The sequence below is a fragment of the Nocardia sp. NPDC003999 genome, from assembly GCF_053604885.1.
The window spans coordinates 45,543-59,513 of the sequence record NZ_JBSGIB010000020.1; the positions used below are offsets into that span (position 1 = coordinate 45,543).

Consider the following 13,971-nt stretch of genomic DNA (forward strand, 5'->3'; position numbering starts at 1 on the left):
TGCTGCGGTCAGCGGCGCACCGGCAGCACCAGTTGTGCCCCGGTGACCGGGTGGTCGAGCACTTCGACCGGGTGCTGGTAGACCCGCGTGAGCAGTTCGGTGGTGAGCACCTCACGGGGTGGACCGTCGGCGGCGATGCGACCTGAGTCCAGGACCGCGACGCGGTCGGCGTAGGCGGCCGCGACACCCAGATCGTGCAAGACGACCACCACCGCGGCGCCGTCGTCGGCGCGCTCGGCGGCCAGACGCAGCACGGCCTCTTGATGGCCGAGGTCCAGCGCGGCGGTCGGCTCGTCCAGCAGCAGGGTGGCGGTGTCCTGCGCCAGCACACGCGCCAACGCCACCCGGGCGCGTTCACCACCGGACAGAGTCGGGAACGATCGCGTGGCCAGATGAGCGACATCGGTGGCGGCCATCGCGGCGGCGATCTGTTTCTCGTCGTGTTCGCGGCGTTCGGTGCGCACCCACGGCGCGCGGCCCATCGCCACCACTTCCCGCGCGGTGAAGGGAAACCCGACGGTGTGGGTCTGCGGCAACACCGCCCGCCGCCGGGCCATGTCCAACGTCGTCCAGTGCGCCAACGGCTGCCCGTCGAGCTCCACCGTCCCCGCACTCGGCGCCAACTCACCGGCCAACGCGGCCAGCAACGTCGACTTACCGGCCCCGTTGGGCCCGACGAGAGCGACGACCTGCCCCGCCACCGCCTCGAAATCCACACTGTCGAGCACCCGCCGCGCCTGCCCGCCCCCGCGCCGCTCCACACTCACCCCCGACGCCCGCACCGTCACATCGCCCCGACGCGGCCACCCCGGCACCTCGTGCACAACCCGCACCTTCACCCCACATCTCCCGTCGAGTGGCACACCATCGAGAGGTCTTCTCGGCGTTCACCGCAGCCATGCGCCACTCGGCGCGGCCCGCTCATGCCCAGCCTCCGGCCCGGGCGCGGGTGCGGCGCAGCAGGTAGAAGAAGACCGGGCCGCCGATGAGGGAGGTGAGCATGCCCAGCGGCAGGTCGGCGTTGTCGACGAGGGAACGGGCGGCGACGTCGGCGGCCAGCAACACCACCGCGCCGACCACGGCGCTGAGCGGGATCAGGATCCGGTGGGCAGGGCCGACCAGCATCCGCACCAGATGCGGCACGATCAGACCGACGAACAAGATGATGCCGGTGAACGCGACACCGGCGGTGGCCAGGATCGCCACCACCACGATCACGTTGCGCCGCAACCGCTCCACGTCGACACCCAGATGGCGGGCCGCCGACTCTCCGAGCGCCAGCAGATCCAGCCGCGGCGCCAGCAGCACCGCCGCCGCCACCCCGACCGCGGCCAGCGGCGCGACCACACCCACCGACTCCCAGGTGGCCCCGTTGAGCGACCCCAGTTGCCAGAACACGATCTGATCGCGCGCGGCGGGGGAGGCCACGAACAGCAGCAGCGCGATCAATCCGCCCGCGAACGCGTTGATCGCGACACCGGTCAACACCAGCGTGACGACCTCGGTGCGCCCACCCGAGCGCGCCAGCAGATACACCAGCAACGTGGTCGCCAGCCCCGCCACGAACGCCGCCGCCGCCACCGACCACGCCGCCACGAACGCCCCACCCACCACGATGACCGCGCCCGCACCGACCGCAGCCCCCGCCGACACCCCGATCACGCCCGGCTCGGCCAGCGGATTGGCGAACACACCCTGCAACAACGCACCCGCTGTCGCCAGCGCCGCACCGACCAGCATCGCCAGCACCACCCGCGGGAACCGCACCTGCCACAACGTCACCTCACCGGCAGGATGCGCGGGCATCGGCCCCACATCCAGCCCGATCCGGTGCAATACGCTGCCCGCGACCTCGGCGGGCGTCGTCGGCACCTGACCGATCGCCGCCGACGCCACCGCCAGCGCGACCAGCCCGGCCACCGCCACCGCGAACACCAGCAGCACCCGCGAACGGCCCCGCGACTTCGGCAGCGGCGGCACCGGCGGCCGCGCGGTGTCCGTCTCCGAGACGCTCATGCGTGCCCGGTGCCGTACACCGCCGCGCTCAACGCCGCGATCACCCGGCCGGTGTTCGGCCCGAAACTCAGCAGCACCGCATCCGACATGTCCACCACACGCCGGTCGCGGCCCGCCGGGGTCTGCGCGATCCCCGGCACCTTTTCCAGCCCCTCCACACCGCCGACGGACTTCAACCCGTCCGACATCACCAGCAGCACATCCGGCGCCGCGCCGATCATGGCCTCACTGGTGATCGCCGTGAACGGCTCCTTCACCCCGGCCACCGCGCCCGCGTCCCGCGCCCGCAACGCCGCGATCAACGCGTCCGCACCCGACCCCGGCCCGGCGAGCATCGTGATCGCGGTGGAACGCAGATACAGGAACGCGATGGTCAGCTGCGGGTCCTGCGCGGGCACCGCGGCGCTCGCGGCGGCGATCTCGTCGCGGGTTCGCTGCGCCAGCGCCTGCCCCCGCTGCGCCACCCCCAACGCGCCCGCGACCGCCTCGATCTGCGGCACCACCCCGTCCATCGTGCGCTCCGGATCGAAGTACACGACCGTGACCCCCGCCGCACGCAACTGCTCACGCACCGCGGGCGCCGCGCTGGTGGTGTCGGTCAAGAACACCGACGGCCGCATCGCCAGCACCGACTCCACATTCAGCGACCCGTTGCCCCCGGCCACGTTCGGCACATCCCGCACCGCGGGAAACGCCGCCGAGGTGCTGCGGCCCACCAGCTTGGGCCCCAGCCCCAGCGCGTACACGATCTGGGCGAGGGTGCCGTAGCGATCCACGGCGATGATGCGGGAGGCGTCGGTGACGGTCACCTCGGCGCCGTCGAACGAACGCACCGTCACCGGCAGCGTGGGCGTGGGCTCCGGCCCGATGGGCACCGGATCCAGATCGGTCAGCGTCGCCGTAGTCGGCCCGTGCCCGCCGTGCGAGGACCCGGCGTCGGTACCACACGCGACCACCACCGCCAGCAAGCTCACCGCGAACAACATCGGCAGGGCGCGCCGCCATCCGGTTCGGATCCGACTCCCACCCCTGGCCGCTGCAGTGCTCATGCAGGCAAGGCTAATCTGTGTCACTCCGCGCGTGCACTGACGTCGTCCAGGGCCGCGGCGATCGCCCGCGGCAACTCCAGGGTCTCGGCGGCCAGCACGCCGGTGAGCTGCCCGATATCGCGGGCGCCGACGATCATGCTCGCCACACCCGGCCGGTCCCGGATCCAGGCCAGCGCCACCGCCAGCGGCGAGGTGCCCAACCCGTCCGCGGCGGTCACCAGCGCATCCACCACCCGGGTGGCGCGGTCGTCGAGACCACTGCGGATCTCCGCCGCGGTCGCCTCGTCGGCGCCGCGCGAATCAGCGGGAACACCGTCGCGATACTTGCCGGTGAGGATGCCGCCCGCCAACGGCGCCGAGGCGATCACCCCGACACCGTGGAACCGCGCGGCGGGCACGACATCGGTCTCCGCCCCCCGCGCCAGCAGCGAATACGGCGTCTGCGCCGCGGTCACCGGCGCCACCGCGGCCAGACTGGCCAGCTGCCAGGCCCCGAACCCGCGCACCCCCGCGTAACGCACCCGGCCCGAGCGCACCACCTGCTCCAACGTCGAGGCGACCTCCTCCAACGGCGTCCGCGGATCCCACACCGCGACATTCCAGATGTCGAGATGGTCGGTGCCGAACTCCAGCAGCGTGCGGTCCAGCTGCCGCAGCAGCGCCCGCCGCGAGGTGTCCACGGTGACCTGCGCCGCCTCCGGCATCCCCGCCGCGGCGAATCCCCACGGCGCGATCCCGGCGCAACCGCTGAGTACCAGCTCGTCGCGGGAGACCAGGTCACCGAGCAATTCGGCCAGGATCCGCTGCGCGGCCCCGCCCGCGTAGGCGGGGGAGGTGTCCACCAGTGTGCCGCCCGCCTCGACGAACGCCACCAGTTGCCCCGCCGCGTCCTCGGCGTCGGTGTGCGCACCCCAGGTATGGGTCGCCAGGCCCATCCGCGACACCCGCAGGCCGCTGCGGCCCACCGTCCGCTGTTCCATCACCGTGTCCGCGCATTCGTCACGGCGCCAAGCCTAGAGTGTGGATACGCGACTCGGCGGCCACCAGCACAGTGGGTCGCGCTCGGGTGCGGCGAGCACACCCGCGACCCGCGCGGCGGCGGCAGCGCCACGGCCGGGCACGCCGCCGCGGCCTCGACACTGTACTGTCGCTGCGTGATTGGCGCGGTGGTCAGGAAGAATCGACCGATCGCCGCACCAATGCCCAGGTAGCAACGCGTATTCCGCGCGGAAGTGGAGGATGGTTCGTGGTCGGCGAGTCGATGACCTGGGTGCAGGCCTTGGTGCTGGGTCTGGTGCAGGGACTGACGGAGTTCCTGCCGATCTCCTCCTCGGCGCATCTGCGCATCGTCTCGTCGGTCTTCTTCGGCGACGACGCGGGCGCCTCGTTCACCGCGGTCACCCAGCTGGGCACCGAGGCCGCGGTGCTGGTGTACTTCGCCAAGGACATCTGGCGGATCCTGTTGGCCTGGTTCGCGGGTCTGCGCGAGCAACTGACCACGCGCGGTCGCCAGCAGATCCCGCTGCACGATCAGCCCACGACGAGACTTCCGGTCATCACCGCCGACCACAAGCGCGTCTTCGACGAACAGGCCCAGCGCGAACTCGACTACCGCATCGGCTGGTATGTGATCATCGCCACCATCCCGATCGGTGTGCTGGGATTCTTGCTCAAAGACGAGATCCGCACCGGCGCCCGCAATCTATGGTTGGTGTCGTTCATGCTGATCTTCTTCGCCCTGGTCATCGCCGCCGGTGAACACTTCGGCCGCAAGGATCGCCCGATCGAGCAACTGACCACCCGTGACGGGCTGGCCATGGGTTTCGCGCAGTGCCTGGCGCTGATCCCCGGTGTCTCGCGCTCGGGCGCCACCTCCACCGCGGGCCTGTTTTTGGGCTTGGAGCGCGAAGCGGCCGTACGGTTTTCGTTCCTGCTGGCCATCCCGGCCGTGACCGCCTCGGGCCTGTTCAGCCTGCCGGACGCGTTCGAACCCGCTGGTGAGGGCCTCAACGCCAGCGGACCGCAACTGCTGGTGGCCACCGTGCTGGCGTTCGCGGTCGGCTACGCGTCGGTGGCGTGGCTGCTGCGTTTCGTGGCACGGCACTCGCTGTACTGGTTCGTCGGCTACCGCATCGTGCTGGGCGCGATCCTCATGGGTCTGCTGGCGGGCGGGGTGGTCTCGGCGACATGATCGCTAGGCTGACCGCATGACGGTGATCCTGTTGCGGCACGGTGTGTCGACCTCGAACACCGCCCGCACCCTGGCCGGTCGCAGCACCGGCGTCGAGCTCACCGAGCGCGGCGAGGAGCAGGCGAGGGCCGTGGCCGAACGACTGGCCGGGCTGCCGATCGAACGAATCGTGCACTCCCCGCTGCTGCGCTGCCAGCGCACGGTCGCGCCGCTGGCGGAAAAGTTCGGGCTGGAACCGGTATTCGACGACCGGCTGGTCGAGGTGGACTACGGCGAGTGGACCGGGCGGCCCATCGCCGAACTCCTGGAGGAACCGCTGTGGAAGGTCGTGCAACGGCACGCCTCCGGCGCGGTGTTCCCCGGCGGAGAAGGGCTGGCGCAAGTACAAGCCCGCGCGGTCGCCGCGATCCGCGAACACGACCGCGCCCTGGCCACCCAGCACGGCCGCGACGCGCTGTGGGTGGCGTGCACCCACGGCGACGTGATCAAGTCGGTACTCGCCGACGCCCTGGGCATCCACCTCGACGGCTTCCAGCGGATCCTCGTCGAACCGGCCTCGCTCAGCGTCGTGCGCTACACCCCGACCGCACCGTACGTGTGGCGGCTCAACGACACCGGCGCCGACCTGTCGGCCCTCGCCGCCTCCGGCGCTCAACAGCAAGCGGCGTCGTCGTCGACGCCGGGACCCGAGGTCTCCGGACCAGTCCCCGGTGGCGAGCTCGGCAATAGCGCAAGTGCGGATAATGGGAATGCGGAGCGTCGAGATTCCTTGTAAACAACCGAGCGGTCGTTGTATGGAATCCCCGCGCCGCGGGTAGTCGATCAGGGTCATATCAGGAGGTGCATGTGTCACGCGCAATCCATGTATTCCGCACCCCCGATCGTTTCGTCGCCGGGACCGTCGGTGAGCCGGGCGATCGCGCGTTCTATCTGCAGGCCGTGCAGGAACCGCGCGTGGTCAGCGTGCTGCTGGAAAAGCAGCAGGTCAAGGTGCTCGCCGACCGGATGGGTCTGCTGCTGGACGAGGTCGCGCGCCGCTTCGGCGCCGAAGTGCCCCCGCAGGCCGAGGACGTCGCCGACAACGCACCGCTGGTCACCCCCATCGACGCCGAGTTCCGTGTCGGCACCATGGGCCTGGGCTGGGACGCCGACGCGGGCGCGGTGGTGGTGGAACTGCTGGCGATCACCGAGACCGAGGTCGACGAGTCGGTGGTCCTCGACGACACCGAAGAGGGGCCCGACGCGGTGCGGGTGTTCCTCACCCCGATCCAAGCCCGCGAATTCGCGCTGCGCTCCACCCGGGTGATCGCCGCGGGCCGCCCGCCGTGCCCGCTGTGCGGTGAGCCGCTGTCGGCGCGCGGGCACATGTGCGTGCGCACCAACGGCTACAAACGCGGTGAGATCTTCGGCGCGGCCGAAATGGAGGAGTGATTCGGTGGCCGAGGCCGGGGACGGATTCCACAACGGTGAACTGACCGTGATCGGGCGGGTCAGCACCGCCAGCAACGTCACCCTGGTCTGCGACGTGAACGACACCGCCACCGGCGAGACACCCCTGCGGGTGGTCTACAAACCGATCCGCGGCGAACGACCGCTGTGGGATTTCCCCGACGGCACCCTGGCCGGACGCGAGGTGGCCTCGTATCTGATCTCCGAGGCGATCGGCTGGGGCGTGATCCCCGAAACCATCTTGCGCGACGGCCCTTTCGGCTTCGGCATGGTGCAACGCTGGGTCGTGGGCGTCGACAACCACACCGACCGCGGCGACCGCCTCGACCTGATCGACCTGTGCCCCGCGGGCGCGGTGCCCGACGGCTTCCGCGAGGTGCTGCGCGCGGTGGACGACGTCGGCAACGAAGTGTCGCTGATCCACGCCGACGATCCGCGGTTGCAGCGCATGGCGGTGCTGGACGTCCTGCTCAACAACGCCGACCGCAAGGGCGGGCACGCGCTGGAAGGGGTGGACGGGCAGGTCTACGGCGTCGACCACGGCATCTGCTTGCACACCGACCACAAACTGCGCACGGTGCTGTGGGGCTGGGCCGGGCAGCCCATCGACGACGGGCTGATCGCCGACATCACCGCCTTCGCCAAGCAGTTGCCGGGCGCGTTCGCCGACACGCTCGGCGAGCACATCACCGACGCCGAGATCGACGCGTTGATCGAACGCACCCAACAGGTGCTCGACGACCCGGTGATGCCGCTGCCGCGCACCTCCCGGCCCATTCCGTGGCCGGCGTTCTGATCGCGACCGCTGCCGTGCGCGGGGTTTCCTGGCACAGTTGAAGCTTCGAGCGCTCGGCGCGACGACGAGGAGGACGCGATGCCCCACTCCACTCCCGATCGCGCGGCGCCGGTGGTGCGGGTCGCCGTCGGCGCGCCGACCTACCGCATCGCATTGCACTACGTGCACCTCTACGACAAGAAGCCCTACCCCGACACCGACCTGCACCTCTACGACAACGGCGTCTACTGGCTGAGCTCGGCGGGGGAGAACCACTTCGGCGTCTACGTCATGACCGAGGGTTCGGTGGACTCCGGGCGGTTCACCATGCGGTTCATCTCGTTGCCTTCCGCGGACTGGGGCGATACGGTCGCTTATCACGAACTCGAGTTCGACGTCGCGCGCGGCGAATTCACTCAGCTCGCGCTCGCCGACACCGATCCCGACATCCCCGAACTGGACGGGACGTTCGCGATCGGCCCCAACACCGTCACCGATCCCACCCGCGGCACCGACAGCTGATTCAGCGAAACCGTAATTATTGACATCCCACGATTTGCTGGAAGACGCAGGTCGCGGCAGGCGACCCTACCGGCCGCATGGGCGCGGCGACCGGGCCGGGGCCCGATGATCTCCACCACACCTTTACCCTCGTAAGCATGCAGTCCTGGTCCGATACCGCCCTCCCCACCGTCCCTGGAGCAGGACCGCCGTTGCGGTTGTACGACACCGCCGACCGTCTGGTGCGCCCGGTCACCCCCGGCCCCACCGCCACCATGTACGTCTGCGGCATCACCCCCTACGACGCCACCCACCTCGGGCACGCCGCCACCTACCTGACCTTCGACCTGGTCAACCGGCTGTGGCGCGACGCGGGCCACGACGTGCACTACGTGCAGAACGTCACCGACGTCGACGACCCGCTGTTCGAACGCGCCGCCCGCGACGGCGTGGACTGGCGCGACCTCGGCGCGGCGGAGACCGACCTGTTCCGTGAGGACATGGCCGCGCTGCGGATCGTGCCGCCCCGCGACTACGTCGGCGCCGTCGAATCCGTCGACGAGGTCGTCGAATTCGTGCAGAAACTGCTGGCTTCCGGCGCCGCCTACGTCGTCGACGACGCCGAGTACCCCGACATCTACTTCCGTGCCGACGCCACCGACCAGTTCGGTTACGAATCCGGCTACGACCGCGCCACCATGCAGCGGCTGTTCGCCGAACGCGGCGGCGACCCGGACCGTCCCGGTAAACGCGACACCATCGACGCGCTGCTGTGGCGCGCGGCGCGGCCCGGCGAGCCGTCCTGGCCCGCCCCGTTCGGCCCGGGCCGACCCGGCTGGCACATCGAGTGTTCGGCGATCGCGTTGAACCGCATCGGCCCGGAATTCGACATCCAGGGCGGCGGCAGCGACCTGATCTACCCCCACCACGAATACTCCGCCGCGCACGCCGAGTCGCTCATCGCCGGCCGCCGCTTCGCCCGCCACTACGTGCACGCCGGCCTGATCGGGCTGGACGGGGAGAAGATGTCGAAGTCCCGCGGCAACCTCGTGCTGGTGTCCACGCTGCGCCGCGGCGGCGTCGACCCGTCCGCCATCCGCCTCGGCCTGCTGGCCGGCCACTACCGGCAAGACCGGATGTGGACCGACGCCCTGCTCGAGCGGGCGCAGCAGCGCTTGGAGCTGTGGCGCGAAGCCACCGCGTTGCCCGCGGGCCCGTCGGCCACCGACACCGTCGCCCGCCTGCGCCAGCACCTGGCCGACGATCTGGACACCCCCAAGGCGCTCGACGCCCTCGACAACTGGGCCCGCCAGGCACTGGACTACGGCGGCCAGGACACCGACGCCCCCGCGCTGATCACCACCGCCGTCGACGCCCTGCTGGGCGTACGCCTGTAGCCGGTCTCTTGCCCGCATCCCCCGCACGTGATGGGGTACGGGGGTGTGCAAGCTTCCCGGCCTCGGCCTGTTCGGCCCCGGCGGCAAACTGACCTCCCTCAGCGCAGGCGTCTTGCGGCCGGCGGCCGATCCCGCCGACCCGCGCACGATCGCCGCGCGCGCCCGCTTCTTCGGCGCCGACACCGTCGACCCGCAGACCGGCGCCCTGCGCACCGACCGGGTCGTGCTGTCGTGGGTCGGCTGCACCACCTTCGCCCTGGCCATCGGCGGTTCGGTGTTCCTGCTCGACGCGTGGGTGCCCCGGCTGACCAGCACCGGTTACGTCCCCGCCACCCCGCAGGACCTGGTGGACCTGGCACCCGCGGCGATCTTCATCGGCCACGGCCACTTCGATCACGCCGCCGACGCCGGACGCATCGCCCAGGCCAGCGGCGCGGTCGTACACGGCACCGCCGAGCACTGCGCGAGCATCGCCGCACAGGTCACCGATCCAGCGTTCCCCACCGCCGTGCACGGTGACGCGGGCACCGCGATCGGCACCCGGGAGGATTTCGCTGTGGGCGCGGTCGAGGTGACCGTCGTGCGGCACCTGCACTCCGCACGCACCCCGTCCGATCCCGTCGGCGGATCACCGCGCTTCTTTCCCCGCCCGCAACCGGGCATCGTGCTGACCCACCCGCCGACGCTGAGCGGTCTGCTGCAAGGTGTGCCGCGGCTGCGCGACCCCGAAGGAGGGGTGCTGCTGTACCAGTTCCGGGTGCCGGGCTTGTGCCTGGTGTGGCACGACTCGACCGGACCGCTCACCGAACGCGCCCCGCAGGTCTTCGACACCCTCGCCGCGCTCCCGGCCACCGACGTGCAGATCGGCGCGGTGCAGGGCTACAACCAGATCAGCAACGGGCTGCGCGATCCCCGCACCTACATCGAAGCCCTCACCCCCGCGCTGTTCGTGCCGAGCCATCACGACAACTGGCTGCCCGGACTCACCGCGAGCGCGGCGACCTACGACGCACCGTTGCGCGCGGAACTGGAACGGATCACCGCGCCACGGCGACCGGAACTGCGCACCCTGCACGATCCGGCCGACTACGTGCGCCCACAGCGGCTCACCTTCCAGCTGTGAGCGTGTCCGCGCCGCCGGCGCGGGATCGCTGCCCGTCGGGTTCGTGCACGGTCGCGGCGAGGTCTTCGGCGTAGAGCTGTGCGATCTGTTCGGCGTACTTGTCGGCGATCGGCTTGCGCCGCAACTTCATCGTCAAGGTGACCTCGTCGCCGCCGGGCTCCCAGAACACCGGCAGCACGGTGAACCGTTTGATCTGCTCGACCCGCGACAACGTGGCGTTGCCCGCCGCCACGCCGCGCGCGATCGCGGCGATCACCCCGTCCTCGGCCGCCAACGCCGCCGCCGAGGCATCCGGCAGCGCGTGCTCGGCGGCATACAGTGCCGCGGTCTCGGCGTCGATGACGATCAGCGCCGTGTTGTACGGGCGCGCGTCCCCGATGGTGGCGATGGCGCCCACCAGCGGCGTCGAGGCCTTGATCGCGTTCTCGATGTTGGCCGGGGACATGTTCTTGCCCGCCGAGTTGATGATCAGCTCTTTCTTGCGGTCGACCACCCGCAGATACCCCTCGGCGTCGACGGACATGATGTCGCCGGTGTGCAGCCACCCGTCCGGGTCGAGCGCTTCGGCGGTCTGCCGCGGCTGTTTGCGGTAGCCCTTCATCACCAGTGGCCCGCGCACCAGGAATTCCCCGTCCTCGGCGATCCGCCACTGCATTCCCGGCAGCATCCGGCCCACCGAACCCAGCCGCGCCTGCTCCGGCGAGCAGGCGCTGGCCACGCAGGTCAGTTCGGACATGCCCCAGATCTCCGAGATCGGGATGCCGATGCCGAAGAAGAACCCGAGGGTCTGCGGTGGAATCGGCGCGGCGCCCGACATCGCCCACTTCAGTCGGTCCAGACCGATTCCGGCGCGCAACGCCGACAGCACCTGCTCGTCGGCCCGCGCCCATTCGGCCGCCAGCTGGTCATCGATCGGTTCGCCACGCAGCTGGGCGTCGGCCTTGCGCGCCGCCACGTCCAGCGCCCACCGCAGCGCACCGCGCCGGGCGTCGTCGGGTTCGGCGGCGACGGAGAACTCGATGGCGGCCTTCAGTTTCTCCCACACCCGCGGCACCGCGCCCCAGATGGTGGGGTGCACGTCGGCCAACGCGGCCGGCAGCAGCGACCGGTCGGGCACCACGGTGATCTGCGTGCCGTACACCTGCTGCAGATACAGCGAGCAGAACCGGTCGGCCATGTGCGCCGAGGGCAGGTAGGAGGTCTGCCGGTCGCCGAACTCCACCGGCAGCACCGCGTGGAACGCTCGCGCTTCGGCCAGCAGATTGGCGTGGGTGATCTCCACGCCCTTGGGGTTGCCGGTGGTGCCGGAGGTGTAGACGAGGGTGAGCACGTCGTCTGGCCCCACGGCCCGCCAGGTCGCCTCGAAGTCGAAATCGGGGCGGCCCATGGCTTTCAGTTCGTCGAGCCCCACGGTGCCCTCGGGCGTGGCGTCGATGCAGACGATGGTCTCGATCGGCGTGCCGCAGGCACGGATCCGCTCGAGGTACTGCTGCTCGCAGATCACCACCCGATTGCCCGCGTTGGCGAACACGTAGGTCAGTTGTTCGGGCGAGAGGGTGTTGTACACCGAGAACGAGGTCGCGCCGGTGTGCTGCGCGCCGACTTCCAGGGGATAGAACTCCACCCGGTTGCCCATCATCAATGCCACCGTGTCGCCGCGCCCGACACCCAGCGCGGCCAGGCCCGCCGCGACCGCGCGCACTTCTTCGGCGTACACGCGCCAGGTGAGCGTTTGTCCGCTGCCGATGGACCGGACGGCCACCGCGTCCGGATCGATCGCGGCGCTGTGCTGGAATGCGGCGCAGGACGTGTTCGGTTCGGTCATCGCACAACCCCGTTCGGTACACCCGGCTTTCCCAGACCGTAGGTGTCCGACCGTGCTCGGCGGGGCGTTTTCGCCCGTTTCCGGATCCACGACCGGTTCGTCCGCGCACGACCGAACCACTCTCCGGCAACGGGATCGGCGGTTCCGGCCGTGCGGATTCCGCTGCCCGCCGCGCCGGGCGATGGGGTCGCGGACCGACCGCCGCGGCGGGGCGGGTCAGGCCGCGCTGCCGCTACCGGCTTGGAACACGGCGGTCATGAGGTCGGCGAGAACTGTCAGCAATTCCACGATCGCTCCCTTTCAGTAGAAAACACGAAGTCAGCAGCGTGTATGACGCGATCGTCTTTCTCGTGAACGAGGAATGAATAAACAGAAACCGGCCTGCACCGGGCGGGGTGACCGCCGGTGTTCCACCTCTGATACGCGCTGAGCTGGGATTCATCGCCATCTCTCCGGCTTCGGCCATCACCCGGTCCGATGACAAGATTCCCGCTCCCACCGTGCCGCATTCCGTCGACGACTTCACCGTGAAGCCGAGGAAAAGGCGTGACACAGCAATCCATCAGGAATTACCAACCCACGGAATAAGGGAGAATTATTGCGACGCAGCAATTTCGAGTGCGCCCCGCACGGTGGCCGGAGCGCTAGGTGGTCAGTCCCGTGACGGCGGCGGCGTACATGGTGTTCTCGATCGCACCGAGAGTGCCGGGGTCCTTGCCGCCCAGCGGGGCCAGCAGCGCTACCGCGGCGTCGACGCCGCCGAAGCGGCGGCCGGTGGTCATCGAGGCGACGGCGCTTTTCGGGGTGAGCTCGACCTGGATCAGCGCGGCCATCGCGGGGTGAAGGGAATGGTGAAAACAGGGGTCAAAGGGGTGGGGGACCGACGGCGAGTACGGCCCGCACGCCGCTGCCGGGCACCTCGCTGAGCAGATCCGCGCGCGATCCACCCACGCGCGCTAAATATTTCAGCAGGTAACAGGTACCGAAGCGTCTTCTCGGCGTACGCATCGGTACTTCCCGAGGTCGGTCCAGCCGACGCTACGATGGGGTACTGTTCGGTCCCTCCCCTGACCGAACGAAGAGAACGGCGCGCGTATGTCACGAGTGGTCACCAAGGAGCAGTACTTCGACACCGGCTTGGAAGTGCTCGCCGAACTCGGCTTCAAAGGTCTCAACATCGGCGTCCTGTGCCGGCAGCTCGGCGTCACCAGCGGATCGTTCTACCACCACTTCGGCAGTTGGCAAGGATTCGTCGACGCCCTGCTCGAACACTGGGAGAACCGCCAAGTGCGCATCCTGGGCACCATGCCGTTCAACCAGGGCAACCCCGATGACGACATCCGCGCCATGTCCGACCTCGCCGCCGGACTGCACCATTCCGCTGAAGCCGCCATCCGCGCCTGGGCGGCCAACGACGAATCGGTCAACCTCGCACTCAAGCGCGTCGACGAATCCCGCAGGCGCACCGTGCACAAAGCGATCAAGGGGGTCGTCGGCGACGACGACACCGCCGCCGTGGTCACCTCACTGGGCATGGCGATGCTCGTCGGCTACCAGCAGATCGCCGCGGGCGGGGAGAACCTGTCACTGGACCAGCTGCTGGCCGAATACGCGCGCCTGATCTACTCCCACGCGCAGCGCTGAC

At 70.0% G+C, this 13,971-nt stretch carries 13 protein-coding genes and 1 pseudogene; 8 read left to right on the forward strand and 6 right to left on the reverse strand.

Going from position 1 to position 13,971, the window contains the following annotated elements; genetic code table 11:
- Positions 1–8 precede the first annotated feature (8 nt).
- From ACWESM_RS29250 to ACWESM_RS29265, 4 genes are all read right to left on the reverse strand, one after another.
- Positions 9–839 carry a heme ABC transporter ATP-binding protein gene (locus ACWESM_RS29250; protein ID WP_452494490.1) on the reverse strand — a complete coding sequence of 277 codons (831 nt, stop codon included), beginning with the start codon at positions 837–839 and terminating at the stop codon, positions 9–11.
- Positions 840–921: 82 nt separating this feature from the next.
- Positions 922–2,016, reverse strand: coding sequence for a FecCD family ABC transporter permease (locus ACWESM_RS29255; RefSeq protein ID WP_364435050.1), 1,095 nt, complete (start codon positions 2,014–2,016; stop codon positions 922–924).
- Positions 2,013–3,002 (reverse strand): heme/hemin ABC transporter substrate-binding protein, encoded by a 990-nt coding sequence (locus tag ACWESM_RS29260; protein ID WP_355078057.1) that lies wholly within the window; start codon positions 3,000–3,002, stop codon positions 2,013–2,015. The genes ACWESM_RS29255 and ACWESM_RS29260 overlap by 4 nt, the downstream gene beginning before the upstream one ends.
- 83 nt (positions 3,003–3,085) lie before the next feature.
- The gene (locus tag ACWESM_RS29265; RefSeq protein WP_355078005.1) at positions 3,086–4,045 is read right to left on the reverse strand and encodes an aldo/keto reductase; all 960 of its coding nucleotides are present in this window, start codon (positions 4,043–4,045) and stop codon (positions 3,086–3,088) included.
- Positions 4,046–4,326: 281 nt separating this feature from the next.
- Between ACWESM_RS29265 and ACWESM_RS29270 the strand changes: the two genes are divergently transcribed.
- The 7 genes from ACWESM_RS29270 to ACWESM_RS29300 all read left to right on the forward strand — a co-directional run bounded on the left by ACWESM_RS29270 (position 4,327) and on the right by ACWESM_RS29300 (position 10,501).
- The gene (locus ACWESM_RS29270) at positions 4,327–5,256 is read left to right on the forward strand and encodes an undecaprenyl-diphosphate phosphatase (protein WP_355078058.1); all 930 of its coding nucleotides are present in this window, start codon (positions 4,327–4,329) and stop codon (positions 5,254–5,256) included.
- A 16-nt stretch (positions 5,257–5,272) separates the two neighbouring features.
- Complete coding sequence (locus ACWESM_RS29275) at positions 5,273–6,031, forward strand: histidine phosphatase family protein (protein ID WP_355078006.1); 759 nt, start codon at positions 5,273–5,275, stop codon at positions 6,029–6,031.
- A 71-nt stretch (positions 6,032–6,102) separates the two neighbouring features.
- The gene (locus tag ACWESM_RS29280) at positions 6,103–6,687 is read left to right on the forward strand and encodes a DUF3090 domain-containing protein (protein WP_355078007.1); all 585 of its coding nucleotides are present in this window, start codon (positions 6,103–6,105) and stop codon (positions 6,685–6,687) included.
- A gap of 4 nt (positions 6,688–6,691) precedes the next feature.
- Entirely contained in the window at positions 6,692–7,501 is an 810-nt protein-coding gene (locus ACWESM_RS29285; RefSeq protein WP_356966099.1) for an SCO1664 family protein, read from the forward strand.
- Between the two features lie 78 nt (positions 7,502–7,579).
- A complete protein-coding gene (locus tag ACWESM_RS29290) occupies positions 7,580–8,002 on the forward strand; it encodes a hypothetical protein (RefSeq protein ID WP_355078009.1) in 423 nt (140 codons plus the stop codon).
- Positions 8,003–8,139: 137 nt separating this feature from the next.
- Positions 8,140–9,378: a cysteine--1-D-myo-inosityl 2-amino-2-deoxy-alpha-D-glucopyranoside ligase gene (gene mshC, locus ACWESM_RS29295; protein WP_452494494.1), complete on the forward strand. Its 1,239-nt coding sequence runs from the start codon at positions 8,140–8,142 to the stop codon at positions 9,376–9,378.
- 43 nt (positions 9,379–9,421) lie between these two features.
- Complete coding sequence (locus ACWESM_RS29300) at positions 9,422–10,501, forward strand: MBL fold metallo-hydrolase (protein WP_364435040.1); 1,080 nt, start codon at positions 9,422–9,424, stop codon at positions 10,499–10,501.
- Here ACWESM_RS29300 and fadD11 read toward each other — a convergent pair.
- Both fadD11 and ACWESM_RS29310 read right to left on the reverse strand, forming a co-directional pair.
- Complete coding sequence (gene fadD11 / locus ACWESM_RS29305; protein ID WP_452494496.1) at positions 10,485–12,326, reverse strand: fatty acid--CoA ligase FadD11; 1,842 nt, start codon at positions 12,324–12,326, stop codon at positions 10,485–10,487. The two genes, ACWESM_RS29300 and fadD11, sit on opposite strands and share 17 nt — an antisense overlap.
- Before the next feature lie 644 nt (positions 12,327–12,970).
- A pseudogene (locus tag ACWESM_RS29310) lies at positions 12,971–13,180 on the reverse strand (enoyl-CoA hydratase/isomerase family protein); the annotation flags it as partial.
- Positions 13,181–13,421: 241 nt separating this feature from the next.
- Here ACWESM_RS29310 and ACWESM_RS29315 point away from each other — a divergent pair.
- Positions 13,422–13,970 (forward strand): TetR/AcrR family transcriptional regulator, encoded by a 549-nt coding sequence (locus ACWESM_RS29315; RefSeq protein ID WP_355078013.1) that lies wholly within the window; start codon positions 13,422–13,424, stop codon positions 13,968–13,970.
- Position 13,971 lies beyond the last annotated feature (1 nt).